Origin of the sequence: Porphyromonas catoniae ATCC 51270 (assembly GCF_000565015.1) — a bacterium.
GTDB lineage: Bacteria > Bacteroidota > Bacteroidia > Bacteroidales > Porphyromonadaceae > Porphyromonas > Porphyromonas catoniae.
In genome coordinates this window covers 1-26,670 of sequence record NZ_JDFF01000016.1, presented here as the reverse complement: position 1 = coordinate 26,670, position 26,670 = coordinate 1, and the positions used below count along the sequence as shown (strand labels likewise).

Annotated in this window: 23 protein-coding genes; 7 read left to right on the top strand and 16 right to left on the bottom strand. The window is 51.4% G+C overall.

The genetic code is table 11. The annotated features are described in order from the left end of the window. A partial coding sequence (locus HMPREF0636_RS04730) for a transposase (RefSeq protein ID WP_044168855.1) occupies positions 1-235 on the top strand: 235 nt, incomplete at its 5' end. A 381-nt stretch (positions 236-616) separates the two neighbouring features. Here HMPREF0636_RS04730 and HMPREF0636_RS04725 read toward each other — a convergent pair. The 12 genes from HMPREF0636_RS04725 to ribD form a co-directional block, all read right to left on the bottom strand. Then, a complete protein-coding gene (locus HMPREF0636_RS04725; RefSeq protein ID WP_044168854.1) occupies positions 617-3,193 on the bottom strand; it encodes an endonuclease MutS2 in 2,577 nt (858 codons plus the stop codon). Between the two features lie 161 nt (positions 3,194-3,354). Beyond that, on the bottom strand, positions 3,355-3,936 hold the full coding sequence (locus HMPREF0636_RS04720) for a flavin reductase family protein (RefSeq protein WP_044168853.1): 582 nt from the start codon (positions 3,934-3,936) through the stop codon (positions 3,355-3,357). After that, on the bottom strand, positions 3,933-4,394 hold the full coding sequence (locus tag HMPREF0636_RS04715) for an aspartate carbamoyltransferase regulatory subunit (protein WP_044168852.1): 462 nt from the start codon (positions 4,392-4,394) through the stop codon (positions 3,933-3,935). The genes HMPREF0636_RS04720 and HMPREF0636_RS04715 overlap by 4 nt, the downstream gene beginning before the upstream one ends. Positions 4,395-4,432: 38 nt before the next feature. Further along, positions 4,433-5,347, bottom strand: coding sequence for an aspartate carbamoyltransferase (gene pyrB / locus HMPREF0636_RS04710; protein ID WP_211235764.1), 915 nt, complete (start codon positions 5,345-5,347; stop codon positions 4,433-4,435). Positions 5,348-5,615: 268 nt separating this feature from the next. Next, entirely contained in the window at positions 5,616-8,654 is a 3,039-nt protein-coding gene (locus HMPREF0636_RS04705; RefSeq protein WP_044168850.1) for a PD-(D/E)XK nuclease family protein, read from the bottom strand. Positions 8,655-8,690: 36 nt separating this feature from the next. After that, positions 8,691-8,936 (bottom strand): hypothetical protein, encoded by a 246-nt coding sequence (locus tag HMPREF0636_RS04700; protein WP_044168848.1) that lies wholly within the window; start codon positions 8,934-8,936, stop codon positions 8,691-8,693. A 27-nt stretch (positions 8,937-8,963) separates the two neighbouring features. Beyond that, positions 8,964-9,965: an SPFH domain-containing protein gene (locus tag HMPREF0636_RS04695; RefSeq protein WP_044168845.1), complete on the bottom strand. Its 1,002-nt coding sequence runs from the start codon at positions 9,963-9,965 to the stop codon at positions 8,964-8,966. A 24-nt stretch (positions 9,966-9,989) separates the two neighbouring features. Beyond that, positions 9,990-11,372: a hypothetical protein gene (locus HMPREF0636_RS04690; RefSeq protein ID WP_044168844.1), complete on the bottom strand. Its 1,383-nt coding sequence runs from the start codon at positions 11,370-11,372 to the stop codon at positions 9,990-9,992. Between the two features lie 38 nt (positions 11,373-11,410). After that, positions 11,411-12,268, bottom strand: a complete 858-nt coding sequence (locus tag HMPREF0636_RS04685) for a tetratricopeptide repeat protein (protein WP_052328753.1) — start codon at positions 12,266-12,268, stop codon at positions 11,411-11,413. 172 nt (positions 12,269-12,440) lie between these two features. Beyond that, positions 12,441-12,983, bottom strand: a complete 543-nt coding sequence (locus HMPREF0636_RS04680; protein WP_044168841.1) for a hypothetical protein — start codon at positions 12,981-12,983, stop codon at positions 12,441-12,443. 113 nt (positions 12,984-13,096) lie between these two features. Continuing rightward, a complete protein-coding gene (gene gdhA / locus HMPREF0636_RS04675) occupies positions 13,097-14,434 on the bottom strand; it encodes an NADP-specific glutamate dehydrogenase (protein ID WP_044168840.1) in 1,338 nt (445 codons plus the stop codon). A 512-nt stretch (positions 14,435-14,946) separates the two neighbouring features. After that, complete coding sequence (gene ribD, locus HMPREF0636_RS04670) at positions 14,947-15,966, bottom strand: bifunctional diaminohydroxyphosphoribosylaminopyrimidine deaminase/5-amino-6-(5-phosphoribosylamino)uracil reductase RibD (RefSeq protein WP_044168839.1); 1,020 nt, start codon at positions 15,964-15,966, stop codon at positions 14,947-14,949. Positions 15,967-15,992: 26 nt separating this feature from the next. On the opposite strand from ribD, the gene HMPREF0636_RS04665 reads away from it, so the two are divergent. Further along, the gene (locus HMPREF0636_RS04665; protein ID WP_044168838.1) at positions 15,993-16,895 is read left to right on the top strand and encodes a N5-glutamine methyltransferase family protein; all 903 of its coding nucleotides are present in this window, start codon (positions 15,993-15,995) and stop codon (positions 16,893-16,895) included. Next, positions 16,892-17,386, top strand: coding sequence for a regulatory protein RecX (locus HMPREF0636_RS04660; protein WP_044168836.1), 495 nt, complete (start codon positions 16,892-16,894; stop codon positions 17,384-17,386). The genes HMPREF0636_RS04665 and HMPREF0636_RS04660 overlap by 4 nt, the downstream gene beginning before the upstream one ends. A 102-nt stretch (positions 17,387-17,488) precedes the next feature. Here HMPREF0636_RS04660 and gltA read toward each other — a convergent pair whose 3' ends face one another. Together gltA and HMPREF0636_RS04650 are read right to left on the bottom strand one after the other, a co-directional pair. Beyond that, the gene (gene gltA / locus HMPREF0636_RS04655) at positions 17,489-18,988 is read right to left on the bottom strand and encodes an NADPH-dependent glutamate synthase (protein ID WP_044168834.1); all 1,500 of its coding nucleotides are present in this window, start codon (positions 18,986-18,988) and stop codon (positions 17,489-17,491) included. A 248-nt stretch (positions 18,989-19,236) separates the two neighbouring features. Continuing rightward, on the bottom strand, positions 19,237-19,737 hold the full coding sequence (locus HMPREF0636_RS04650) for an HU family DNA-binding protein (protein WP_052309374.1): 501 nt from the start codon (positions 19,735-19,737) through the stop codon (positions 19,237-19,239). Positions 19,738-20,072: 335 nt separating this feature from the next. On the opposite strand from HMPREF0636_RS04650, the gene HMPREF0636_RS04645 reads away from it, so the two are divergent. Genes HMPREF0636_RS04645 through pgl form a run of 4 tightly spaced genes read left to right on the top strand, consistent with a single transcriptional unit; the run spans position 20,073 to position 24,227 of the window. Beyond that, positions 20,073-20,438, top strand: a complete 366-nt coding sequence (locus HMPREF0636_RS04645) for a DUF1304 domain-containing protein (protein WP_044168832.1) — start codon at positions 20,073-20,075, stop codon at positions 20,436-20,438. Between the two features lie 55 nt (positions 20,439-20,493). Next, the gene (gnd, locus tag HMPREF0636_RS04640) at positions 20,494-21,957 is read left to right on the top strand and encodes a decarboxylating NADP(+)-dependent phosphogluconate dehydrogenase (protein WP_044168830.1); all 1,464 of its coding nucleotides are present in this window, start codon (positions 20,494-20,496) and stop codon (positions 21,955-21,957) included. Between the two features lie 15 nt (positions 21,958-21,972). Next, the gene (gene zwf, locus HMPREF0636_RS04635; protein WP_211235762.1) at positions 21,973-23,511 is read left to right on the top strand and encodes a glucose-6-phosphate dehydrogenase; all 1,539 of its coding nucleotides are present in this window, start codon (positions 21,973-21,975) and stop codon (positions 23,509-23,511) included. A gap of 17 nt (positions 23,512-23,528) precedes the next feature. Then, positions 23,529-24,227 (top strand): 6-phosphogluconolactonase, encoded by a 699-nt coding sequence (pgl, locus tag HMPREF0636_RS04630; protein ID WP_044168828.1) that lies wholly within the window; start codon positions 23,529-23,531, stop codon positions 24,225-24,227. A gap of 329 nt (positions 24,228-24,556) precedes the next feature. Here the strand turns inward: pgl and HMPREF0636_RS08550 are convergent, their stop codons facing one another. Both HMPREF0636_RS08550 and HMPREF0636_RS04625 read right to left on the bottom strand, forming a co-directional pair. Continuing rightward, the gene (locus tag HMPREF0636_RS08550) at positions 24,557-24,685 is read right to left on the bottom strand and encodes a hypothetical protein (RefSeq protein ID WP_282705268.1); all 129 of its coding nucleotides are present in this window, start codon (positions 24,683-24,685) and stop codon (positions 24,557-24,559) included. Positions 24,686-24,693: 8 nt separating this feature from the next. After that, positions 24,694-26,610: a hypothetical protein gene (locus tag HMPREF0636_RS04625; protein ID WP_044168826.1), complete on the bottom strand. Its 1,917-nt coding sequence runs from the start codon at positions 26,608-26,610 to the stop codon at positions 24,694-24,696. Between the last annotated feature and the right edge of the window lie 60 nt (positions 26,611-26,670).

The window sequence follows — 26,670 nt, the reverse complement described above, 5'->3', positions numbered from 1 at the left end:
GCTCAAAGTGCAGAAGGGGATGAAGCTCACAGAGCGACAACGTGAGCTGAATAACGCCATCAGCAAAATGCGCTGTTTCATCGAGCGTACCTTTGGGAGTATCCGAAGGTGGTTTTCAGGAGGGCGATGTCGTTACCGAGGGCTTGAGCGAACGCATACACAGAATATCTTGGAAGCTATGGCATACAATCTGAAGCGTATGCCCAGGCTTCTTGTACTCCAAAGCATCAAATAGCCCAGAAAAGCCCCCTCTCGGGAGGATCATCCTCCCGAGAGGGGGCAAGGGGGAGAGACAGGCATCCCACTCCTCAGCCTAAAGACCCCGATTTTCGAGGCAAGAAGGTGGAAGCTGTAAAGAGGTGGGCTTGCGCAATGGTCTCATCCCGTATGATCGCTCCGTAGAGAGCTGTTATGACTCTTCTCTGAAACCCACGTATGCACTCCCAAGAGAACCCATGCATGGGGTTCACTGGAGACCCTTGCATGCTCTTTATAAACAACCCACGAGTGGGTCTCTTTTTAGACCTACTCGTGGGCTTCAGTGGATAGTTTAAGAGGGGGGATGTAGTCGATGGAGGACTCCCTTAGCCCTTGCCTAAGGGAGTAGCTTCTACCCTTAGTTCATCTCAATGACCGTGATACCAGCTCCCCCGAAGCGGACATCCTCGTCATAGAAGTCACGTACTCCAGAGACTCCGGAGAGATAGCTACGTATGGATTCGCGCAATGCTCCTGTACCTGTACCATGCAGTACACGCACCTGAGCAACGCCCAGCTGTAGCGCCTCATCGACGAAGTATGCTACGGCATCCACCGCCTCGTTAGCGCGGAAGCCCCTCACATCAATCTCTTGGCGGAAGTTGAGTCGCTTCTGATGAATCTGATCGATGATCTGCGTAGATCGTACTGCGACCTCTGGCTGGCTCTTTCGCTCGTGCCTACGTGCCTCTGCCTCGGAGGCTAGGTGTAGGCGAGAGCGGGGGATGGTGGTCTTCAATGCCCCGAGGGCAATAACGGCTTCTCGCTCAGTGAGTGATAGGATGGTCCCAAGGGCCTTCTGCCCATCGATGCGTACGACACTACCCACCTGGAGCTCTCCGTGCTGTGTAGGGGGCGGGGTGTCCTCTGTCTGCTTGGGAGTAAGTGAGACTGAGGGTTTACCCTGTGCCTTCCGTTCCTTTTGCCGAGAGCGTCTGGCTAGGATGCGCTCTACCTCACGCTGAGCTTTCTTGGCTTGAGCTAGTTGCTCCTCCTGCTCCTCCTCTGTAAGGCTTTCACCAAAGTCCGTGAGACGCTGTCGGATGAGACGTGTCTGGTCTCGCTCTGCCTCGGCTTCACGGATCTCTCGGATGGTGCGCTCAATGCGTCCACTTGCTTCTTTTATTAGGGTCTGTGCCTCACGCCTAGCATCCTCTAGGATCTTTTTGCGCTGTGCCTTTAGAGCAGAGAGTTCCTCGGAGTAGCGGTCAGTGGCCTCTTGCAGTAGCTTCTCATCCCTACGTATTGTCTGGCGTTTCCCCTCCCAATAGCGTTTATCACGGATGATGTCCTGTAGGTATTTGTCCATAGCTACATAGTCCGAACCAACCTGCTCGGTGACCTCATCGAGGATCTCCTCAGGTAGCCCAATCTTGCGTGCTATCTCGATGGCGAAGGAGCTACCTGGTCGTCCGATGGAGAGGCGGAAGAGTGGACGCATCTCATGACGGTCATAGAGCATGGCACCATTGATAAGTCCGGTATGCTCCTCGGCGTAGGTCTTCAGGTTCTGATAGTGTGTGGTGATGACCCCAAAAGCTCCCTGCTCATTGAATTGGTGTAGTAATGCCTGTGCGATTGCACCCCCAATAGTAGGCTCCGTACCTCCACCAAACTCATCGATGAGGAGCAGGCTACGTCCATCACAGCCACGCACGAATTGCTTCATGTTCCTTAGGTGAGAGCTATATGTGCTGAGGTCATCTTCGATTGACTGCTCATCGCCTATATCGATGTAGAGCTTGTCGAATAGCCCCATGCGTGAATGCTCCTGCATGGGTACGGGTATGCCACACTGGACCAAGTACTGGAGTAGACCAACGGTCTTGAGACAAACAGATTTACCCCCTGCGTTGGGACCCGAGATGAGTAGCAGGCGTGCCTCTGGAGCCTCAAGACGGATGTCTAAGGGGACGACACTTCGGCCCTGAGCACGCAGACTGCGTAGGAGTAAGGGATGCTTCGCCCCATACCATTCGACCTCAGCCTCTGGGGAGAAGGTGGGACAGATGCCATCAACCTCCCTTGCCCAGCGAGCCTTAGCTAGGGTGAAGTCGAGGTGTGCCAGTGTGGCATAAGAACTGAGGAGGTGCTGGATATTTGGTCGGAGTCGATTAGAGACCTCGGTGAGGATACGTATCACCTCACGGCGTTCTTCCCCCTCCAGCTCTCGGATGCGGTTATTTGCCTCTACGAGCTCAACAGGCTCTACATAGACGGTCTTGCCCGTAGCAGACTCGTCATGTACGATGCCTCGGATCTTCCGCTTGTGCATGGGGCTCATCGGGATAACCAACCGCCCATCTCTCAAGGCAGGTTGTACATCACGCTCTACCCAGCCCTCCCGCTGTGCCCCCTGGAGGATGCGCTGGAGCAACCCCGAGAGGCTACGCTCCGTGTCTCTCAGTGTGGTGCGTATGCTGAGGAGCTCCCTCGAGGCGTTGTCTCTTAGCTTCCCGTCATCGGTTAGGAGCGAGCGTAGGTGTGCTTCAATCTTGGGGAAGGTTGAGCTTCCCTGAACAACTTTACTTAGGTATGGATAGCGGTACACCAAGCTCTCGTCACTTCGCGAGCCTTCGCTCTGCTCCTCGAGGAAAAAGTGGTGTAGTGCATGGAGTGTCTCCAGCATCCGAAGGAGCTCTATAAGCTCTTCCTCCTCAACGTATGTGCCTAGTGGACGAATACGCTGTAGTGCCTCACGGCAGTCTACTAGTGCAAGCGAGGGGAGCACTTCACTGGAGCTGAGGATGGAGAGCATCTCATGAGTCTCCCCCAGTGCTCGAGTAATCTCACCATAGTCCCTGCTGGCTTCGAGAGCCAACATCACCTCACGACCAAGAGGAGAGGCACAGTGCTGTAGGAGCTGATTCCGTAGCTCAGTGTAGCCAATCTTCTCGGCAAAGTTCTTCGGATAGACTTCGAGAACGTCCGTCATCAATTATTATATGTGATTGTGGAATTATTCGAGGATGGATAATACTTTCCTCTTGGTCGTATCATCCTTTCTATGTATCAATGTTGCCCTTTTTACCCAAAAAGACAACCTGTCTGTCGCTCGGGCATGCACCCTCACTCGATAGCTAAACCCATAAGCTGTCACCTCCGTTTGGTCTTCTTCTTCCGCACCGACCAACCGAAGTGACCGATATACTCCCCTAGGCTGAAGTACTCTCCATGGGCGTAAACCAGTAGCCCTGCACGCTGCATATCAAATGCCCCTGTCTCTGCGTCAATGTATGCTTCGTCTGCTCTCACCCCTACGATGTCTGCTAGGAACATATCATGACTACCTAGCTTCGTTACTTCACGTACCTTACACTCTAGGCTGATGGGAGATTCTGCAATCAAGGGTGTCCCAAGTACCGTCCCAGCTTCCTTGGTGAAACCACATGCTCTGAACTTATTTTCCTTCCGCCCTGAGACCACACCACACCAGTCTGTCTCACGTGCCATAGAGACCGTCGAGAGATTGATGCCAAAAGATCCCTGATCCATGATGAGGCTGTGGGAATGACGCTCTGGACGGATACCCACGACACACATCGGAGGATTGGTACAGACCGTGCTGACCCATGATGCAGTGAGTATATTCGCTCCTCCCTCCTCCATGGTGCCACAGCTAATCAGCACAGCAGGTAGAGGGTAGATGAGTGTGCCGGGCTTCCAATCTACTCTCATAATAGCTCTGCCTCTTCGGCCTTTGTCTTTCGTCCGCAGTAATGACACTCTAGCATGCCTTTCCCTCCCTCTACGACTCTGACGTGAAAGAAGGTCTGCATGGGCTCTGCATTGGTGATACACTTCGGGTTGGGACAACGAACGAGCCCACGTACCTCCACAGGGAGTGTAACCTTTCGCTTCTCTACCACCTGGTAGTCCCGTATGACGTTCAGATGTACCTCGGGGGCAAGTAGGGCAATCTTATCTACATCTTTGGGGGAGAAGAAGTGATCTGCCATCTTGATAATCCCCTTACGCTGGTGGCGTACGCTCTGTAGGTTATTCCCGATTGTGACTGGGGTTGTGAGCTCCTCGAGGTGAAGGAGTGCCACGATCTTAAAGAGCTTATCCGAGGGGATGTGATCCAGCACGATCCCATCGCGTATTGCTTCGACGAGCATCTTATCCTTGCTCATGTCTCTTTCGCTTATTTAGGGTCTGTTCTAGTCGTTAGTTAAGGCTCGATGCCAAGGACTTCACAAAGGATGGACTGGCGAGTGTATAGCCCATTCTGTGCTTGCTGTATGTAGTAGGCTTGTGGGGTATCGTCTACGTCTAGAGCAATCTCTCCCACACGAGGTAGAGGATGTAGGATACGAAGATTATCCCTACAACCCGTGAGCATCTCGCGGTTTAATACGTAGACATTCTTCACTCGCTCATACTCCTCTAGATCCACGAACCGCTCTCGCTGTACTCGTGTCATGTAGAGTATATCTACACCCTGGATAACTTCGGGGGAGAAGTCAGAGGTCTCTGTGAAGGGAATATCATGCTGTCTGCAGAAGTCTTTACATTCCTCTGGCATGCGTAGCTCGGGTGGTGAGACGAAGATGAAGCGAGGGCAAAAGTGTGCCATCCCTACAATCAGTGAATGGACTGTGCGTCCATACTTCAGGTCTCCCACTAGGGCAATCGTTCGTCCCTCAAGTTGTCCCTGTGTCTTACGTATAGAGTAGAGGTCAAGTAGGGTTTGCGAAGGATGCTGATTTGCTCCGTCCCCAGCATTCACAATCGGTACACGATCAAGCTCCGAAGCATAGAGGGCTGCACCCTCTAGGAAGTGGCGCATGACGATGACATCGGCATAGTTGGCGACCATTGAGATCGTATCTTTAAGGGATTCACCCTTAGAGGAACTGGAGGTAGCGGCGTCTGAGAAGCCAATCACACGTCCACTGAGGCGATTGACAGCTGTCTCAAAGCTAAGGCGAGTTCGTGTCGAAGGCTCAAAGAATAGGGTAGCTACGACCTTCCCTTCGAGCAGTCTTTGGTTTGGGTTCTTTTCAAAGAGTGCAGCGCGATCCAGTATGCGGATGATTTGCTCTGCTGATAGTTGATTGATCGAAACTAAATGCTTCATATTTATCCGATGGTGCTTGATGGGACTGTATGAGCCTGTCCTACCCCAGCAAAGATAATGAGAATAGGTGTTATCAAGCTGTACTATCCTATCGCTGGAAGAGGATTATGACAAGCAAAAGCAGCTACACTCCTATTTTACACCTGTCTTTTTCCTATATAACCTCCATAAAAGGTCTATCCATGAGCAACATATTTTCTCACGATTAGGAATGTACATGACTAAGACAGCCTGGTTTCTTAGCCTGGATATTAAGGCTGATAGAGGGTTAGATTTATGATCGTTTTAGTGACCGACCACAGCTAAGGGCAAAGGGACAGTAGCGACAGGCGTCATTATCAGTCGTCTGCTCAAAAGGCTTCTCAAAATCAAAGAGCTCGGTAAGGACTTCAGTCATGAAGGCTTGAAATACCTCTTCTACCTCTGAGTATGGTTGGGCTGTAGACTTTCCTCCCTCGAAGGGAAGCTTAACAAGCGGATCGAAGGAGTCATTTGAGGTCATAAGTCCCCCCTTACTCTTGAGCTGATAAATTGCTGGATAGAGTCGGTTGGAGATACATTGGTCATTGTGGTCTGTGGATGATCCTTTTGCTTGGCTGAGGAAAGCACAGTAGAGGAGCGTCTGTAGGATAGCCTTATTATCCGATTTTCGGAGCATATCCCATTCCTCGAGCCTGAGTGATGCCTTCCCTGTCTTATAGTCCACAACACGTATACGACCATGAACCTCATCTACTCGGTCAATCTTGCCCTTGAAGTGTACGACTTGTCCATCTTTGATCTGGAAGGTGGCCGTATGCTCCTGCTCACTCTCCCAATAGAAGAAGGGGGTAAGCTCTTTGTCGAAGGTGAGGATACTGCGTGCGTAGGTCTCTACCATCTGGCAATAGATAAGGGCTAGTCCGCTTAGGGGCTTTTTGCCTTTGTCTAGCTTGAAGAGCTCTCGATACTTAGCTTGGATAATATTGCTAATCTTATTTCGATCATCGAGGATACCAGAGAGCATTTCCTTCGAGATCTTACTTTCGCCAAGCTCGGCATAGATTGCCTGCATCGTGTCATGCAGGATGGTACCGAAGTCGTTACTCTGTAGGAGAATTGTTGGATCTTGCTCTTCCCGAAGACCCTTGATTGACTCGTAGTAGAAACGAAGAGGACAGCTGAGGTAGGTAATCAGACTGCTTGGGGAGAGCGTCCGTCCACCCGGAGTAAGGTATTCTTGGAGGTGGCGTCTCACCTCTTCGTCCTTGGGCTTTGAGATAGCACCGAATGCCTGCCGTTCACTTGTGAGCTGCAGTGTCTGGGTCTCTATGTGTACACCATAGACATAGCGTAGGAGGTTAATGTAGCGACTCTCCTCCCCTCCAGCACGCTGGGCATCGGCAGGGGCAACAACAAAGATGAGGTGCTTGGCCCGTGAGATGCTCTGGAAAAAGGTGTAGTCTTGCCCGATATCATCTGTCCCCCCGATGGGTAGCCCAAAGCCACGGCGAAGTGTGAAGGGTATGAGTGTAGACTTATACTTGCTAGGTGGAAGTACCCCCTCTTGTGCCGAGAGGTAAATCATGTTCTCTAGGTGAAGGGAGCGTGTCTCTAATAGTCCCATAACTTGTATCCCTCGCAAAGGGTCGCCCTCGAAGGGAATGGTTACGGTGCTGACCATCTCCTCTAAGAGATGCCCTAGGGTAGAGAGATGAAGACTCTGGATGTAGGGTGATGGAAGTCCCTTTAGTCTCTTGACAAGCCGGAGGTAGTGGTAGATGAACTCTAGGTCAAAGTCAGAGAGACGTTCCTTTTCCTCTTCTGTGTTGTCCCTTACTTCTTCTTGCCTTTCCTCTGTCCTGAGGCTGGGCAGATTGTCTTCTGCCGTGGCAAGGTACTCTAGCACTTCTTGTATACGATCCAGAAGGGTGGAGCCAGAGGGGATACTGGAGAAAAGAAGGTGGATGAGGGGGGTCGGCTTGCATGCGCTGAGTAGCTCTTCCCTTGGGTAGAAGAAGCGTTTACGTCCTCGTATAGCCTTGATGAGTTCGCTTGCCTCTGGAGTATAGTCCGAGATGAGTCGCTCACTGAGTAGCCCAAGGAGTTGATCTGAGGGGAGAGTGGTTTCGTCCGAGCGTCGAGATACAAACTCTAAAAGCTTGATCCAGCGTTTTAGCAGGAGTGCGATAGGGGTCCGATTAAGAGGGTAGCCTAGGGATATATTGATGTGCTGAAAGTCCTCTGGGATGGAGCTGGCAGTAGGGAGCAGCAGTCCCTCATCGGGGAGGATAATGGCAGTGGTGGGATGGTCATTGGCTTGGGATACCTCTGCTTGCTCGAGGAGGATGGGGAGACCCTTTACCTGAGCCATGAGGCTAGCTGCATGTATGACCTTGACAGACTCAGGGAGGCACGGAGCAGAGCTATCATCCCACGGGCCTTTGACCTGCCCAAAGGACTTAATGAGATCCTCCAGGAGTTCGTGTGCAGGGTGCTGTTTGTCTTGGACAATCTTTACCGCCTTGTCCCAGCAGAACTCTGCGATACCCTCTCCCCGAAGTAGAGTGAAGAGCTGATACTCAGGGGGAGAAATGTCAAAGAGGCCTACAAAAACAAAATATGTCCCCTTGCTCAGACGATTAACTACGTCATTTAGGTGCTCAGCGATTAGGCGGTAGAGATGCCCCTCATAGGTATAGTTCTTCTCAGAAATACGCTTATTGAAGGCTTCATACAGAGGCCCTAAAGTTCTCCAGAACGATAGAAATCGTTGCTTATGTCCATCCTCCAAGTCTTTGTGTCTATCTCCTAGACTTGGTATGCTGCCCCAGAAGCTTTGGATGCTCTCACGCATCTCCTGAGTGAGGTGGCTAAAGTCATCAGCTAGCTCCTTGAAATCCCCGAGGTTGTTGTACAGATGGCGTATATTGACAAGGTATCGGTCGCAGGTGTCGAAGTCTTGTAGGATAATATTACCCCAATAGATGAAGTCATCGAAGCTCTCTACTTGCTCCCCAGCCCCCCCTGTTTCTCCTGCTGTCCCTTGCTTATCTTGCTCAGCTCGTACCTCTCGGTATGCCTCATAGAGCTCGAAGAGGAGAGCGGTTTTATCTAAGATCTTGAGCTGGGGATAGAGCTCCTCAATGAGCTGAGATATGGTGAGCATCCTCGGAGCAAAGATTGGGGTGTCCGAGGCGAGTTCACTTAGGTAGTGACGAAAGAAGGTTAGGGATCGCTTCGAGGGGAAGACAAAGCAGAGCGAAGCAATATCTGCCCCTCGCTCATCAAAGTAATGCCGAGCGACGGAAGATAAGAAGGGCTCTAAGGGCATGGATAGATCCTAGGAAAGGAAGGATAAGGGCAGCAACTAGAGCTTAGGCTTAGCTACGTTTCCCTTGTCTGGGTCATAGTGCTTACGCCTTGCGTTCCCAAAGAAGAAGGGGAGCAAGACCTTCAGCAGTACAATTGTAACGAGGAGAATGAATCCAGTGATGACAATCTTGCCTAGATCATTGGATGTAATAGGGAGCTCTACGCCCCACATGCCGAGGGTATAGTAGAGAACGACTATGAGGAGGAGTAGCGTGATGATGCTACCGAATACATATTTCATCGTGAGTTGACCTTTAGAGAGTATATACTAGAGCGTATCGAGTAGCTCTTGTTTCTTCTTGTTATAGTCTTCCTCGGAGATAACTCCCTCGTCGAGGAGGAGCTTGAGTTTACGTAGTCGCTCTAGGCTTGGAGCGTCTTCGCTAGATGTTGAGGAATGCGAGCTATCGGTAATCTTCCTGCCGAGCTCTAGACCTACTCCCATCTGTACGCCTGCTCCCGCTAGACCTCCTTCGTTACGAGCTGCGTCACGCAGGGCTTGTAGTCGCTGCATCTCTTCATAGCTAAGCCCTGCTTCTTGTGCAGCACGAGTGTCTGCTGTGATATCGGATACACGAGCGATACGGTTCCTCGTCTCTTCATCGAACTGTGTGCCACTTACCCGAACGTCAGTCAGCTCAAGTCCCAGCTCTGTGAAGACGGAGGAGATACGGGTACGTAGCCCTTGTGCTAGATCCACAAGATGGGCGTCTAGCTCTACATAGGGGTACTGATGCTCATGGATGATGGCTGCAGTCTCCTGATAGGTGCGTTCGATGAATATCTGACGTAGTGACTCTAGGTCATAGCCCCGACCTGCACCGATGAAGTGCTTGAAGAAATGCTCGGCCTCTGCGACACGGAAGGAGTAGGTACCGTGTAGGCCTAGCTCCACGGGCATCTTGTAGATGCTGTCTACAAACTTGATTGGAGTAGCTGTTCCCCAGTAGACATTCGTGATGTGTGTCGTGCGGAAGAAGTAGATCTGTAGCTTGTGCTCACTCTCGAAGCCTTGTCTGAGGCGAACGAGTGTGGTGATGAAGGGGTGGTTATCCGTCTTCAGTAGATATGATCCTTCGTCCATTAGGACATCAGCTACCTTGCCTTCGTAGACGAGGAGGGCTCCCTGTCCTGGGGCTATGATTAGTTTGCTTGCATCCTTGATTTCGTCGAGAGGAGAGGGGAAGCGATACCAAAGTGTATTACTATCTGCACCATCCCACTGGATGACCTGTGCAAGCTGTCCTTTAAAGATATTGAAGAGTCCCATATACGTTCTTTATGGATTATCTATTCAGTTGTTTTCTTCGCCATTAATGAGGTCATAGACCTTGAGCTCATAGGCGACTTTACCGCTTGGTGTAATCTTCTTGCAGTCCCTATACCCAGTGAGGAGGTATCCACCTTTATAGCGAAGAGCTCGTGATACTGACAAGCGACTCCCGGAGCTTGCCTCTTCTTGGAGCGTCCACTTCACTTCAGCCGTCCGTGCGTCTAGGCACTGATAAGTATAGGGGGAATCTGAGGCAATGGTTGGACGGAAGGCGATAAGCACCTGCTCTGCATCGTAGTGTAGGACCTTAGGGGAGAAGTAATAAGCATCAGGTGTAAAGTCCTGGTAAGAGACGAGGCGTGAGCGCTCTCGTGTCCAATCTAGGACGAAGACCTTCTTGTAAGGAGATCTGTCGGTGAAGATCCCTGAGCCCCCGTAGTCCTTTTGCCAGCCAAAGCGTGGTTCATCTTGAGGATAACCTACCTGCCAGCGGTACTGATACTTGACGAGCTGAATCAGTTCGTCTGGATAGTCAATCCTATCGTTGCTGGAGAAGGTGAATGCGGTATAGGTAGACGCACTAGGTGGAGTGATAGAGAACTGCTGCCATACCGTTTTGTCGCTGTAGAGCTTACCGATGATGGGGTAGAGGACGTACTTCTTCCCGAGGTTGGTCATCAGGGATAGTCCCTCTTCATCTGCACTGTAAAAATCGATTTCGGCAATCCCTTTAGATAGCTCTTCGATCTGAGGGAAGTCCTCGGCAGGCGTTACCTCTCGTAGCTCATAGGTGGTACGATTGATTTCGTAGAGCTTCTGCTTGTTGATGATGAGGTACAACCTCCCGTCTGCGAGCTCACGAGCCTCTGCACTCTTAATCTCTTTCACCTCGGGCATTGCCTGGGATTTAACGATCTTCTTCGTGTCGGGATCTACCGAGAGGGCAAAGTATCCATCTTTGCTCTCGGATCTACCTACCACAGGCTCTCGCTTTCCCCAAGTCATGATGATGGGGTTGCCCTTCCTGTCTATGAAAGGAAAAAGTCCCTCTAGATCCCATCGGTAGCGATCATAGATACTTGAGGAGGGGAGTACATCTCTCACGTTACTCGTTACCATTGTCTCCCTAGAGCAGAGACTACTGAGGGTGCTACCAAAGAAGAACAGGAGCACAAAGCCAGCTGATATGAGGTAGACCCAACGCTTGTGCTTTTTTAGAAAGTCCTCTCCCATGGTAGGGGTCGGCATTCCCACATACTCATGCTTGTGGTGGATGGTGATATCATCGCTGTCGAGCCAGAACTCTGTTGAGCAACTACGACAGCGGTAGCGGTCTTCGCCTGTACCGTCGACCTGTGTACTGCCACACTGGGGGCATTTGATCGCTTTTATCTGTTTGGCCATTGAATGGGATCTTTCTGTTGTGATAAAGTGCTTTCCTACTAACGAATCATGGCTTTGCGTTCCAATGCTTCCGCCTGCTTTCGGTCTTCCTCTGCCTCCTTTTCATTGCCCAGACTCTCGTGAAGCTCGGCACGCAGGCGGTAGAGAGTTGCAGGAACCCCCCCCTTGGCATACTCGAAGGCTAGGTTGATGTCACGCTGAGCAAAGCCTCGCATTCCCCGAGCAAGGAACATACGGGCTCGCCCTTCGTAGACCTCGGCATTGCGAGGAAGTTTATCGGTTAGGTAGGCGTAGAGCCGCTCTGCCTCATTGTAGTTACCCCGCATCGTCTCTAGGAGAGCAAAGCCTACACGTGCCTTCAGAGACTCGCCATTACCATCGATGATGGCTCGGAGGTCATTCTCCGCAAGGTCATATTCCTTCGTGAGGAGGTAGACCATGGCACGCTGGTAGTGATAGAGCTCATTCTTTGGGTAAGCCGAGATGAGGAGAGATAGGTCGGTAAGGGCGGCCTTATAGTTCTTCTTGCGGACGAAGAGTTGGGCACGGTTATAGCGAGTCGTAGGGTCACTAGGGCTTTGCTCTAGAGCTGCCCCAAAGGACAATAGTGCAGCATCGTCCTTACCCTGTAAGAGCTGAAGTCCCCCAAGGTTATTGAGGAGCATCGCCTGCAGCTGTCCCTTTGGAGCCAGGCGGAGAGCCTGCCGAAGGTAGCTCTCTGCACGAGGGTAATCCCCAAGATTCCCAGCCATAAAGCTAGAGTCAATCAGTACCTCATAGCGTGTAATGCTATCTTGAGCACTGGTTGGAAGGCTCATTGCCTTCGCTTGCCTACCCCCAAGAATTAAGAGCAGAGCACCAGCCAAGGCAGGGAAAAGTCTATTTCGGTGAAGCATCTACGATCGTACTAATATTGTATCGAACAACATCCCAAAGATACGTTTACTTCTCCAATCCTTTATGTATTACACCGGTATAGGTGGTAAGATATGCCCTTCTCTCCCTATGATAAAGGCGTCTGTGCAGAGCTCCGCACAGACGCCTTTATTTGTCCTTCGAGGGATAGAGCTAGAGAGCTATGCCAAGCTTCATAGAGAAGCCCCCGACTCCTGTTGTGATTTTAGACCCAAAGAATTCTGTGGAAACAGCCTGATGACCATAGCCAACGCTCAATGAGACCTTCTTGATTGAGAAGCCTGCAGCGAGTGAGAGATAAAGACCCTTAACCTCTGTGTAGTTCAGACCGAGGGCATACCCGGGTTTCATATCTAGGAATGGAGTGAACCAATCTGTTCCCGTAGGGAGGAAGGCTCTTAGGTTAGCGTAGATGGGGAGCGTCCAGAGGTCAGAGCCATCCTTTACACCCGTATTGGTGTAGGTATTTAGACCTACCCCTCCCCCTATGTAGAAGTAAGGGTTGAGCTTGACACCAAAGGATGGAAGGAACTCTATTCGGGGGTCTTCGTTAGGAGTCTGAGCTATTCCAAGTTCAAATGTACCTGAATACCTCGGATAGACAGGCCCTGAGGCACCAATTTGGGAGTGATGCTGGGCTGAGATGCTGAGGGTGGATAGAAGGAGGATGAGGGTGAAAGTAATTTTCTTTATCATAATGCTTTATATTAATATACTGCAAGGAAATATACCCATAGCCTCCCCTCTAGGAGAAGAAGACCATGGGTATTAGAGAGACTCAGTAAACTGAGTGAAGAGAGTCGGTAAACCTAGATGACCCCTTGTTCGAGCATCGCCTGAGCGACCTTGAGGAAGCCTGCGATGTTTGCGCCCTTGACGTAGTTGATGTAGTCACCTTCACGACCATGAGCTACACACTGCTCGTGGATATCACTCATGATCTGGTGAAGCTTAGCATCAACTTCTTCGTTTGTCCAAGAGAGGTGCATAGCATTCTGAGTCATTTCAAGACCAGAGGTCGCTACACCACCCGCATTAACGGCCTTGCCTGGCGCGAAGAGCATCTTCTGTGCAACGAAGTACTCGGCAGCCTCTGCCGTACAACCCATGTTTGAGGTTTCAGCTACGACAGTGACGCCATTAGCGTGAAGCATCTTAGCATCTGCTTCGTTCATTTCATTCTGCGTAGCACAAGGCATAGCGATGTCTACCTTCTGCTCCCAAGGCTTCTTACCTGCGAAGAACTGAGCACTGGGGAACTTCTTAGCGTAGTCAGATACAACGTCGTTACCGCTGGAACGAAGATCAAGCATTGCCTGGAACTTCTCAGGTGTGTTAATCCCGTCTGGGTCGTAGACATAGCCGTCAGGACCAGAGATTGTGACAACCTTGGCTCCGAGTTCGGTAGCCTTCTGAGCTACACCCCAAGCTACATTACCAAATCCTGAGATTGCGACCGTCTTACCCTTGAGGTCAATGCCATGCTGCTTACAGATGTGCTGTACGAAGTAGACTGCACCGAAGCCCGTAGACTCTGGGCGCAGACGAGATCCACCGAAGGTGAAGCCCTTACCTGTCATCGTACCTGTGTGCTCGTTGGCAAGACGCTTGTACTGACCATACATGTACGCTACTTCACGTCCACCGACACCGATATCCCCTGCAGGGACGTCTGTATCTGGGCCAATGTAACGCCATAGCTCACGCATGAAGCTCTGACAGAAGGTCATGATCTCACGATCGCTACGACCCTTAGGAGAGAAGTCTGCACCTCCCTTACCACCACCCATGGGGAGTGTGGTGAGAGCATTCTTGAAGGTCTGCTCGAAGCCGAGGAACTTCAGGATGGAGAGATTTACTGATGGATGGAAGCGGATACCACCCTTGTATGGGCCGATAGCGTTATTAAACTGCACACGGTATCCAATGTTTACATGAACCTTGCCTGCATCGTCGATCCAAGGCACTCGGAAGGTAATGATACGATCGGGCTCTACGAGGCGCTCGATGATGGATGCCTTTTCGAACTCTGGGTGCTGGTTGTAGACGTCCTCTACAGATAGAAGTACTTCCTTCACAGCCTGAAGAAATTCCTTCTCTCCAGGGTGTTTCGCCTCAAGTGAGGCCAAAATCTCAGTGGATTTCATAACTGATTGGTCTTATAGTTTGAGTGTGTGGCTCCGAGAAGCCTTTAATTCATCAGCAAATATATAGAATGATTTTTGCCCCAGCAAATACCTGCACTTTTGTTAGAAAACACCCTTTCATCCTCCTCTTGCACGCCCCCAACGCATACCCAGTACCCTCACTGACTTGTGGGGGCTGTCTCTATAATCACCTATGATAGGTGGCTCGTGTCATCTATCATAGGTGAATGTCGCCACCTATCATAGGTGATTGAGGAGGTTGTGGGGAAAACTATACGGAGGGAAGATGGGCAAGTGTAAGAAGGTAACGGGATAGAGCGTATTGCAGGGAAAACGCAGAATCAAGGGGAGTAGAAGGGAAGAATGGGGGAAGGAGAAAATAAGAACCAGCCCCCTACCTATCCAAGAGAAGGAAGGTGAGAGCTGGGTGCTCCTTAAAATAGGGAGGAGGTGTAATGTGGAGGACCTTGTGTGAGGAAGGCCTGGGGCTTGGTGAAGGAGGGGATCCCACCCTAGCGTGGTTGTGGTAGGTGAGGTGCAGGAATACCCTTGCCAAGGGAACGAGGACATACCTCAATGAGGAGATCGTCGTAGAGCTCTGCCTCGAGAAAGCGTGCTAGTGTCGTGGAGCCCCCTTCGACGAGGAGTGATTGTACCCCTTCCTGATGCAGAGTGGAGAGTATTGCTTGGGGATGGATACGTTTCCCAGTGAGGGGAAGATACCGTAGGTGTGAAGGGCATTGCTGAGGGACCTCCCCACGAGCCTCAGAGGCAAGATAGAGGATGAGAGTGGGAGCGGTACGATCAGAGAAGATGCGCAGGTCGTGTGGTAACTCTAGGTAGGGGTCAAGGATGACACGCAGGGGAGAGCGTCCCCACCAAAGGCGGTTGTTGAGCAGAGGGTCATCCAGTAGGGCTGTTCGGTAGCCAACGAGGATGGCATCGTGGGCAAATCGCTCCCGATGGACAAGCCTTTGCTGTAAGGGGGAGCTAAAGAGCTCTGGTCGCTCACTACGATTCGAGCGTACCCGATCGATGTAGCCATCGAGACTCTGCGCCCACTTTAGGGTAACATAGGGGCGATGAAGTGTATGTGCTGTGATGAAGGGAGCATTGAGTCTGCGTGCTTCTTCCTCGAGCATCCCAACGAGGACTTCTACGCCACCTTCCTCACGGAGCCTTTGGATACCTCGTCCCGATACCGCCGGGAAGGGATCCTCCATGGCTACGATTACCCGAGGTATACGCTCCTTGAGGATAAGCTCTACGCAGGGTGGGGTCTTGCCGTAGTGTGCACACGGCTCTAGTGTTACGTAGAGCGTACTCTTGGGTAAGAGGTGACGCTCCTTCACGCTCGCCACTGCCAATACCTCTGCGTGTCCCTCACCGCTGTGTCGGTGATAGCCTTCACCTATGATTTTGCCTTCGTGTACAAGCACGGCACCGACCTGAGGATTCGGGCTTGTCGTACCGAGGCCAAGCGAGGCAAGTTCGAGGGCTCTCCTCATGAAGATTTCTTCACCTTCTATCATCTCTTATCCTTATATTTGCTAGGTAAATGAACACAATCCAACAGCTAGAGCAAGTGGCCTATGACCGCCTTGGTGCGGCTTACGATCGGGCAGAGGTGACCGAGCTTGTCCGGCGTCTCTTAGAGGACGTCAAGGGCTGGACACGTACACAGCTACTCCTTTGCTGGGGCAAAGATATACTTTTATCCCCCGAGGAATGGGAGTTCTTGCTGCAGCGACTTAGTAGGTTAGAGGCAGGAGAACCACTGCAATACATCCTAGGACGTGCCTGCTTCTTCGATAGAGAGCTTCTTGTAAGACCAGGGGTTCTTATTCCTCGCCCCGAGACAGAGGAGCTTGTCGCACTAATCTTGGAGCATCCTGAGGCAGGTAGTTGGAGCCGTTTCCTAGATGTGGGTACGGGGAGTGGGTGCATTGCTTACGCCCTTGCCGAGCATCTGCCTGATGTGAAGCAGGCCATTGCGCTGGAGGTTTCTAGTGAAGCCATCCCTGTGGCTCAGGCAAACTTCGAGGAGCTCTATGGGCGTACCGGGAAGGTGGTATCCTTGTGGAAGGAAGACCTCTTCTCCCTTGTCGAGAGACAGACCATACTGACTACACCGCTAGACTTGATTGTCAGTAACCCGCCCTATATCCACCCTCGAGAGGCTGAAGCGATGACCGATAACGTCCTACGCTATGAGCCACACCTTGCCCTCTTTGCCCCTGCATCTTCTCCCTTGGCTTACTATGAGGCTTTGGCACGTTTGCTGGGGCAAGGCTATCTAAGGAGAGGGGGAAGCCTTTGGTTGGAGCTCAATCCGCTCTATGCAGAGGATACGCTTAGACTCATGCTCAGTATCATAGGTGAAGAGCGAGTAGAGGGCGAACTGATTCAAGACCTAAGCGGAAAGAAACGTTTCCTACATATCACTTACCACGGAGCATGACACAGAAGGTACTTACACCCAAGGAGGCAGTAGCGAGGTTAGCCAGTTACTGTGCCACGAGCGAGCATGCTCCGCTAGAGCTCCTGAGGAAGCTCCAACGCTGGGGCATCGAAGGGGATGAAGCCAAGGAGATCGTTGAGCAACTAAAAGCTGAAGGCTTTGTCGATGAAAGGCGGTTTGCAGTAGCCTTTGTTCGAGATAAGTACCGCTTTAATGGTTGGGGGCCACTTCGCCTTAGGGATGAGCTGAGACGCCTTCGCGTCCCCTCTCGATACATTGATGAAGCCTTGGCTGAGTTGGAGGATGGGGAACACAGCTCTCCTAGGGAGCAAGTGCAGACAATGCTGCGAAAGAAGCTACGCACGCTCCCCCCATCACTTGAGAAGCGGAAGGTTAAGGATCGGTTGATGCGCTACGGGCTGTACCGAGGCTACGAGTACGAAGATGTACGGGAGGCCGTAGGCTACCTCATGGAGGAGGATGAGATTTAGTCGAAGGATAAACTAGCTAGAGGATAAAATCCAACCAAAGGATGGAATCTGACAAGGGGGGGGAGTCTCGGCTAGGAATCTGTGTGATTAGTCCCAAGGATACTATACCAATGCGCCCTCTTCGATACGACCTGTGAGGCGTTGGTGCATGGCTGTGGCTGCTCGTCGTCCATCACCCATCGCAAGGATGACAGTCGCAGCTCCACGTACGATATCTCCACCTGCGTACACGTCAGGGATGGAAGTCTGTTTCCCTTCGTTTACGATGATATTTCCCCACTTATCCACCTGGAGGTCAGGCATGGACTTCGTGAGAAGTGTGCTTGCCGAGTAACCAATGCAGACAACCACCTCATCTACGGGCATAGTGATAATATCTCCAGGGATGGCAACTGGACGGCGACGCCCACTCTCATCAGGGGCACCTAGCTCCATACGCTGAAGGCGCATAGCTACGACCTTGCCCTCCTCATTGCCTAAGTATTCTACGGGATTATGTAAGGTAAGGAAGTGCGTACCTTCTTCTCGTGCATGTCGTACCTCCTCGGCACGCGCAGGCATCTCATCTTCTCCCCTTCGATAGACAATCATTGCCTCCTTGGCATCAAAGCGAATAGCTGTACGGACAGCATCAATTGCGGTATTCCCCCCTCCAATCACTGCTACGCGCTTTCCTCTTAGGGAAGGTAATTCGGCTGCTAGCTCCTCGGGAGTCATTAGGTTATACTTAGCAAGGTATTCACTTGCGGTATAGACGCCTTGTAAGTCTTCCCCTGGGATATTCATATAGTTAGCTACCCCCACACCTGTAGCAATGAATATCCCCTCCATGCCCAAATTCTTTAGATCCTCATAGGTGATCGTCTTGCCTACGGTGGTGTTGGTCTGAAAGTGTACCCCTAGGTCACGCATCTTATCTAGTTCGTCCTCGATGATGCTGTTGGGTAGACAGAACTCTGGTATCCCGTAGCGCAGCACACCCCCCAGCTCTGCCTGAGCCTCATAGACAGTGACGTCGTAGCCCCACTTCGCCATATCGGTGGCGAAGGATAAGCCTGCTGGACCACTCCCTACGACAGCTATTTTCCCTCGTTGTGGTGTATCGCCACGCTGAGGTTTGATGGAGCGATCTCGGTGCAGACGCTCGTAGTCAGCTACGTACCGCTCGAGGTTGCCGATGGAGACAGCTTGCTTCTTTAGGCTAAGGGTGTAGATACACTGGCTCTCGCACTGCTTCTCTTGTGGGCAGACACGTCCGCAGACTGCGGGCAGAGAGCTTGTCTCACGGATGATGTTCACAGCGTCAATCATCTGCCCCTTCTCTATGAGCTTAATGAACGAAGGGATATGGATCCCCACGGGGCAACCCTCTACACAGCCTGGGTTAGGACAGTCAAGGCAACGACGAGCCTCAGCCATGGCCTCTTCCATCGAGTAGCCTAGAGCGACCTCCTCGTGGAATGAGGTGACCCGCTGCTGGATGGGTAGCTCAGGCATGGCGGTCTTATCAAGCTGTATGCGTTCCTTGTTTGGGTGCGCTTTCCTCAGTTCTGTTCGCCAGTCCCAGTTGCGGCGTTCTTTGATGAGCTCCTGCTTGGTCATCTAGGTATGAGCTTATATCGTTGTAAACCTTGTTGCTTGTGATAATATGCACAAAGATAGCGAACATAAGGCAATCATGGACACGAAGTCCAGCTATCCATAACTAGATCTGTATGGGGGAAGCTAGGTGATTTCACTAGAAGGTTTGCTTGCTGGGCTTATTGGTGTGGAGGGGAAAAGGAAGTGTCCCCGATGGTCGAGAGTGACCATCGGGGACGCTGACTAAGTACGCTGGGGGAGGCTCTAGGCTAGATACCTACACCACCGCCACCTCCATGTCCAGGTGCTGGGGAGGGGTTGGGTGAGCCTCCGGGCTGAGTACCCTTGGATTTCTTCCCCTTCTTGGGGCGAGGGTGGTGCTCCTCCCTCAGTAGTTCGAGCGGGATCGCCTTGTGGAGGTCTCGGATCGAATGCTTGGGATAGAAGCGGACGCAGATACGACTCAGTGACTCTAGAGTTACGTCGGAGAATTTGTCCATCATCTTCCCAGAGGCAACAGCCTTGAAGCTACCGAGGTCAGCAAGATCAACAGAGCGACCTGCACGAATCTCCTGTGACACGATGTCGTGCAAGGCCACAGTGACGGCTCTCAGGTCGGCACGGCTGATTGTCGTGCTCTGCGAGATGCGTTCTTCGACTTCGGCCCACGTAGTGTGGGGGTGTTCTTCTTGAATAGCGTAGTAGGCGGTTTGACCACGCCTCTTGCCAAGGGTGAGTACACGCTTGGCAATCTTAAATTTGAGTGACATAAAAATGAATAAATATATAGGTGTGTGAGCAGGGGCCCTTCCCCTGTCCTTCAAGTGCAAAGGTAAGAAGTTTTTTGAAACTGCAAGAGGCTTCGTAACGAGTTGTTTTTCATTGATTTTATACCCACTCGTGGGGTTCATTTGAGACCCACGAGTGGGTTCCATCGCATACCCACGGGTAGGGTTCTTGAGGACCCCACTCGTGGGGTGGAGAGGGAGGCTATGGTGGGGTCGGGGCAACCATTTCTTGCTTTTGGGTGTTTTCTCATTGGTTATCCCTACCTTACGATGGATAGGATAGGGTGGAGCAATCCCCTAAAGGACAAACAAAAAAGATGAGTATAATTGCTCGTGTGCTCGTAGCCTTGGTAGCTGTGGAGCACCTATATATCCTCTGGATCGAGATGTTTGCGTGGACGACTAAGGGTAAGCAGATCTTCCGAGGAGTATTGTCCGAGGAGCTGTTTGAGAAGACCAAGGGGCTAGCAGCTAATCAAGGGCTATACAATGGCTTCCTCGCTGTAGGTCTATTCTGGGGACTACTCATTAGCGACCCTGTGTGGAGCTTCCGTGTACAGCTCTTCTTCCTCTCTTGTGTCATTGTGGCTGCTACGTATGGTGCGTTGCGCTCGAGCCGTAGCATCCTCATCAAACAGGGGCTACCCGCTATCCTTGCTCTGCTCGCTCTATTGCTTGCCTAGAGGAGCGAGGTGGGGCATCGGGATACTCTGTATTTAGATAAAGAATAATCATAGCATGAATAAGAAATCAAATATTGGGCTTATTGGCCTAGCTGTCATGGGTGAGAATCTCGCCCTGAATATGGAGCGTAATGGCTTCCAAGTATCCGTATATAATCGTGCCGAGGGAGCAGAGGCACATGTCGTAGAGCACTTCATGTCTGGTCGTGGAGCAGGGAAGAATTTCCTAGGCTTCACTGAGCTTAGAGACTTCGTAGAGAGTCTAGAGCGTCCACGCAAGATCATGATGATGATCCGTGCAGGTCGTCCTGTAGATCTTGTTATCGAGGCACTGCTTCCCTTCCTCTCTGAGGGTGATGTCATCATCGACGGGGGCAACTCAAACTGGCAGGACTCTGAGCGTAGAGAGGCTGAGCTGCGTCAGCGTGGGGTGTACTTCGTGGGGTGTGGTATCTCGGGTGGCGAAGAAGGTGCACTCAATGGCCCTGCTATTATGCCTGGGGGAGCCAGGGAAGCATGGCCACTGATCGAGCCTATATTTACTCGAATTGCAGCGAAGGCTGAGGATGGCATGCCCTGCTGTGCGTGGATCGGAGCTGGAGGCTCAGGTCACTTCGTCAAGATGGTGCATAACGGTATCGAGTACGGGGATATGCAGCTCATCGCCGAGGCCTACGGCGTCCTCTGCACGGTAGCAGGGAAGACCAATGACGAGATGGCAGAGATCTTTGCCTCGTGGAATGAAGGTAAGCTCTCGAGCTACCTCATTGAGATTACGGCGGAGATCTTGCGTCATCGTGAGCCCGATGGCTCATACCTCATCGATAAGATCCTAGATGCTGCTGGGCAAAAGGGAACAGGTAAATGGTCGGTCATTAACTCCCTAGAGTATGGTCAGCCTCTGAACCTCATCGCAACGGCAGTCTATGAGCGTAGTCTCTCGGCAGCTGTGGAGCTTCGTCAGGAGGCCTCGAGCGTATATCTGCGCAGTCAGCGCACACTGGACTTCACCGAGGCGGATACACTCGCCTTACAGCGCAGCCTCTACGCCTCTAAGATTGTCTCCTATGCCCAAGGCTTTGCTTTACTCCAGGAGGCTTCCAAGGAAAACAAATGGTCTCTGGATCTCTCCTCCATCGCACGTATCTGGCGCAATGGGTGCATCATCCGCTCGGCCTTCCTCAGTGACATCGCTGAGGCTTATGAAGCACAGCCTGACCTTCAGCACCTCCTGCTGGCTCCGTTCTTCCAGCACGAGATCAAGGATGCTAAGGCTGATTGGGCTCGCATGGTAGGCACAGCTATAGCCTCAGAGTGCTCTGTACCTGCCTTCTCGGCAGCACTCAACTACTTCTTCTCGCTGACCACACGGCGTCTGCCTGCCAATATGCTTCAGGCACAGCGAGACTTCTTTGGGGCGCATACCTTCGAGCGAGTAGATCATCCTCGTGGGGTATTCTTCCATGAGAACTGGACAGGTAGAGGTAGTGATACCTCCTCCACAACCTATAATGTATAAGGAGGCCGACCCACGATGCAGATGACACCACAGCTGACACGCCCCGAGAGCCTTATCCTCGTAATCTTTGGGGGCTCGGGGGACTTGACTAAGCGTAAGCTCATACCCTCGCTCTACCAGCTCTTCAAGCAGGGGAAGCTCCCCGACCGCTTCGCAGTCCTAGGGCTCGGACGTACGGACTATACCGACGAGAGTTATCGCCCTCATCTAGACGAGTCCCTACGGAAGTATCTGGCAGAGGGTGAGTATGATGCTTCGCTCTCGGAGCAGTTCCTCTCCTCGGTGCATTATCTCTCCATGGACCCTGCGGTCGCCTCCGATTACCCGAAGCTCGCTACACGTCTCTCGGAGCTAGACCTGCTTATCCGTAATCCAGGGAACTATATCTACTACCTCTCCACGCCCCCCTCTCTCTATGGTGTCGTCCCACAGCACCTCATGAGTGTAGGGCTAAACAGGGCAGACGGTGCGCTACGGCGGATTGTCATCGAGAAGCCCTTTGGCTATAACCTCGACTCCGCTCTAGAGCTCAATAAAATCTATCAAGCAGGCTTCCACGAAGACCAGCTGTATCGTATCGACCACTTCCTAGGGAAGGAGACGGTGCAGGACATCATGGCATTGCGTTTTGCCAATGGTATCTTCGAGCCCCTATGGAATAGGAACTACATCGAGCGTGTAGAGATCACTGCTGTCGAAAACATGGGTATCGAGTCTCGAGGAGGCTTCTATGATCAGACGGGTGCTCTACGGGATATGGTGCAGAATCACCTAGCACAGCTTGTCGCTCTGACGGCAATGGAGCCTCCCGTGCAATTTAATGCAGACCTCTTCCGCAACGAGGTGGTGAAGGTCTATCAATCCTTCCGACCTATGTCGGACGAGGAGATACGCAGGCGTGTCATCCGAGGTCAGTACACCGAGAGTGAATGGAAAGGAGAGCATCATCGTGCCTATCGTGAGGAGGATAAGATCCCACACGATAGTAGGACGGAGACCTTCCTCGCCATGAAGCTCTATATCGATAACTGGAGGTGGCAGGGCGTACCCTTCTATATCCGTACGGGGAAGATGATGCCTACGAAGGTGACGGAGATTGTCGTACACTTCAAGCCTACCCCCCATAAGATGTTCACCACAATAGATGGTGGGGCTGTACCCAACCAACTGGTGATACGTATACAGCCTGATGAGGGGATCTCTCTGAAGTTCGCCGCTAAGGTGCCAGGCTCAGGCTTTGAGGTGAAGAAGGTCGCAATGAACTTTACCTATGACCAGCTCGGTGGCTTAGCTTCGGGAGATGCCTATTCACGTCTTCTGGAGGACTGCATGTTGGGAGATTCGACCCTCTTCACCCGTAGCGATGCGGTAGAGATGAGTTGGCGTTTCTTTGACCCCATCCTGCGCCTCTGGCAAGAGGAGGACTTCCCTCTCTATGGCTATCCTGCAGGTACGTGGGGGCCTAAGCAGAGTGACCTCATTATCGAGCGTGACCATAGCTGGACGAACCCCTGTAAGAACCTGACGAACTCCGAGCTCTATTGTGAACTCTAATCCCTATTCTCTCAGATATGATTCCACACATATATAAGTCCCCCGAGGAGGTTGCTCGAGCTGTCGCTGAGCGAGCCTTCGTACAGCCCTCTCAGGAGGGATGGGTACACATTGCCCTCTCAGGTGGTAGTACCCCGAGGCTACTTTTCCAGCTCCTCGCTGACGAACCGCTACGCAGTGCTGTGCGCTGGGAGAGGGTACATCTCTACTGGGTGGATGAGCGGTGTGTACCGCCTACTGACCCGGAGAGTAACTATGGGATGACCAAAGAGACGCTCCTTGATCATGTCCCCATCCCCGAGGATCAAGTACATCGTATCAAAGGTGAGGCTGACCCTGAGCGTGAGGCGAAGGACTATACTTGGCTTGTCGGTGCAGAGCTACCCTTTGATGGGCAGTACCCTGTGTTTGACGTCGTGCTACTAGGGCTAGGGGAGGATGGACATACCTCCTCGATCTTTCCCCATGAGCCAGAGCTCCTCACTACAGAGCAATCCTATGCTGTGGGCACAAGCCCCAAGGGGCAGAAGCGCATCGCCATGACAGGCCCCACGATCCTAGCTGCTAAGACCTTGCTCTTTCACGTCACAGGGGCGAGCAAGACTCCGGCCTTACAGGCTATCCTCAATAACACCCCCGAGGCAGAAGGCTACCCAGCAGCCTACATTGCCCACCATCGTCCCGATGCCCTCCTCTACACCGACCTAGAGCTGTAGCGAGGAGGACGCCTTACTTAGGGAAAAACGCCAACGAGAGGGTACATTTCTTGTCCTCTCGTTGGCGTTTTTCTTGTCTGTTCGTTGTGCCTCACTCACTCATTCGTTGTCCTTCTCTGACTCCCATGCTGTGGTTGCTCTATTTACTCATGGGTAATTTTTAGAAGGTCAAGGGATATAAGAAACACCTACTCGCTGGCTATTGTCTTACCAACGAGTAGGTGTTATTAGAAGTGGATGGTAGGTACGATACCTATCCCATCGTTATAGCTTGACCTAGGCGAGGAGGGAGGTCTCCCTACCTCCTCATGATAAGCCAGGGTCTAGGTTTAGAGATCGCCTCCGTCTTCGAAGTCTCCGATGTTCCCTTCAGAGGAGAAGTCTAGGAGGATCGATAGAGGATGATCTATATGTATAGCTTCAGCCAGTGGCTGCTGATATATTCCCTTTTCCATCATTATATCGATTAGTAATTTATCTTATAGGGCCAAATGGACCCTTGGCCTGGAGAAGCCACGCTGCCTGCCGCCTTTATGAAGCCGCTATCATATCCCCATACAATAGTTAAATCCTCTTGTGGAACAACAGATGGGAAAATCAAGGGGTTACTAGTGCTATAGAGGTTGAGAGGTTTAATCCCATCCGAGTACGTATAGCGTCGACCATTATGTGGGTCCTCTATCCCGTCTGTGTACTTGGTTGTGATACAAGGGAGCACCCTCCTCTCCACATTACCTTGGTTCCAGAAGCTCTCAGGCTGATCCTTTAGCTGTTGTACGGATGTAATATTCTCTGTTCCGACAAATTTACACTGGATGAGATGGTATTTGTGGGCGTGATCCCACTTATAGCGGAAGGCAAAAGCCTTATTGAACTTCCTTGTAATTGTCCCCGTCGCCCAATCGCGGTTATACTCGATGTAGCCTAGGGCATAGTTTGTGATATCAAATCTCTGCATCTCTAGACTCAAAGGGTCACCTGGAGATCCCAGTCCTTGGTATGGAATCTTTGCATAAAGGTGTTGCCAAGCCCCCCCCCAAGAGTAGAAATCACCAATTGTTGTAGCTACACTTATATACTCCATGTATTCATAGGAAGGCGTGGTAACTCCACTGTAGTCGACTTCATGGTAGAACCCACCGTGCCGAGGTTCTGTATGCAGCCCAATAGATTGGAAGTTTCCTTCTGTGGGTACTCTATAGCCTCGTATAGGTCTATAGACATAGCGCGCAGGATAAAACATGTCATTTTCTGCACCCCAGTCACTCTCTCCTAGTAGCTGCTTCGTAGAGAAGCGTCCGACGAGTTGTCTTACTACTGTAGGAGAATAATTTCTATTTGCAATGGTGGACATGGAGAGCAAACCACCCGATAGTTTGTCAACAAAACCATCTGCAAAATAGGAGAGAGGATTCTTGATCTCTCGGATTTTTAGCTTTGCATGGTACGTCTTCCCCGTATTGTAGGTCTCTTTTGTGTTAGTATAAGTGGCGTAATAACCTAGTGAGCGGGGAGATCCTGTTGCTTGGAGGCTAACCACTGGAGTGCTTGGCAGTGAACCCACCCATAAGAGGAGGTGCTTAGTACTGGTGTTGTTGGCCGCTATCGATATACGGGGATATATCGGAAGAAGCCTTGTCCCCCTGATGTCATTTGCATCCTTCTTCTTTGCCCCTTGACTTAGTTCATCAGGCTTCAATGTATATTTTGTATTGTAGTCTGATATGAGCAGGTCGGTCACAGTTACATTATCGTTGGTTGGATTCTCGATAGTGAAGTGCAGAATATTCCCGTAAGGCTTGAACACTCGGTTTGCCTCTGCGGTACCCTTATTCGTGCCACGCTCAGTCGTAACCGTGATATTGCTCTCCATTGCATAGGGTACATCAATTGATACCGAGTTGCTGCCGTCATTGGATGGTTCAATCGCTGTAATGCTGTACTGTCTATCGACTGTTGGCTCGGCAAGAGGTGAGTTCTCTGTTGCGAGGATGGCAATGAGCTTCGTCTTCCCGACCTGCATGGGAGCAGATGTGACGATGTTCTCCTTGTCAAAGTGAAGACTGGCTCCGTTATTTATAACCTTCCAGTCGACATCTTCAGACCAAATGAGCGTATTGTCACTGTAGAGATAGGTCTTGACTTTGACGGATGTCTTACCCTTCAAGGTAGCGCGTACCTTATTGTTGGTATCGACATAAAAGTCAAGGGCCTTGGTATTGTTCTTGTCCTGTTGAGCTGCGTCATCAAGGATGCTCGCTGATAGACTCAGCTGAAGCCTGGTACCTGCAGGAAGTATCTTCTGCTCATGCTCTGCGATATCCTTCGAGCAAGAGGCGAAGATAAGCCCCATAAGTAAGAGGAAGAAAAGATTTTTCTTCATACTGATCTTAATACTTTAGTGATTAAACATAAATAGTAAGGGACGCTGCATAGCTGTGGC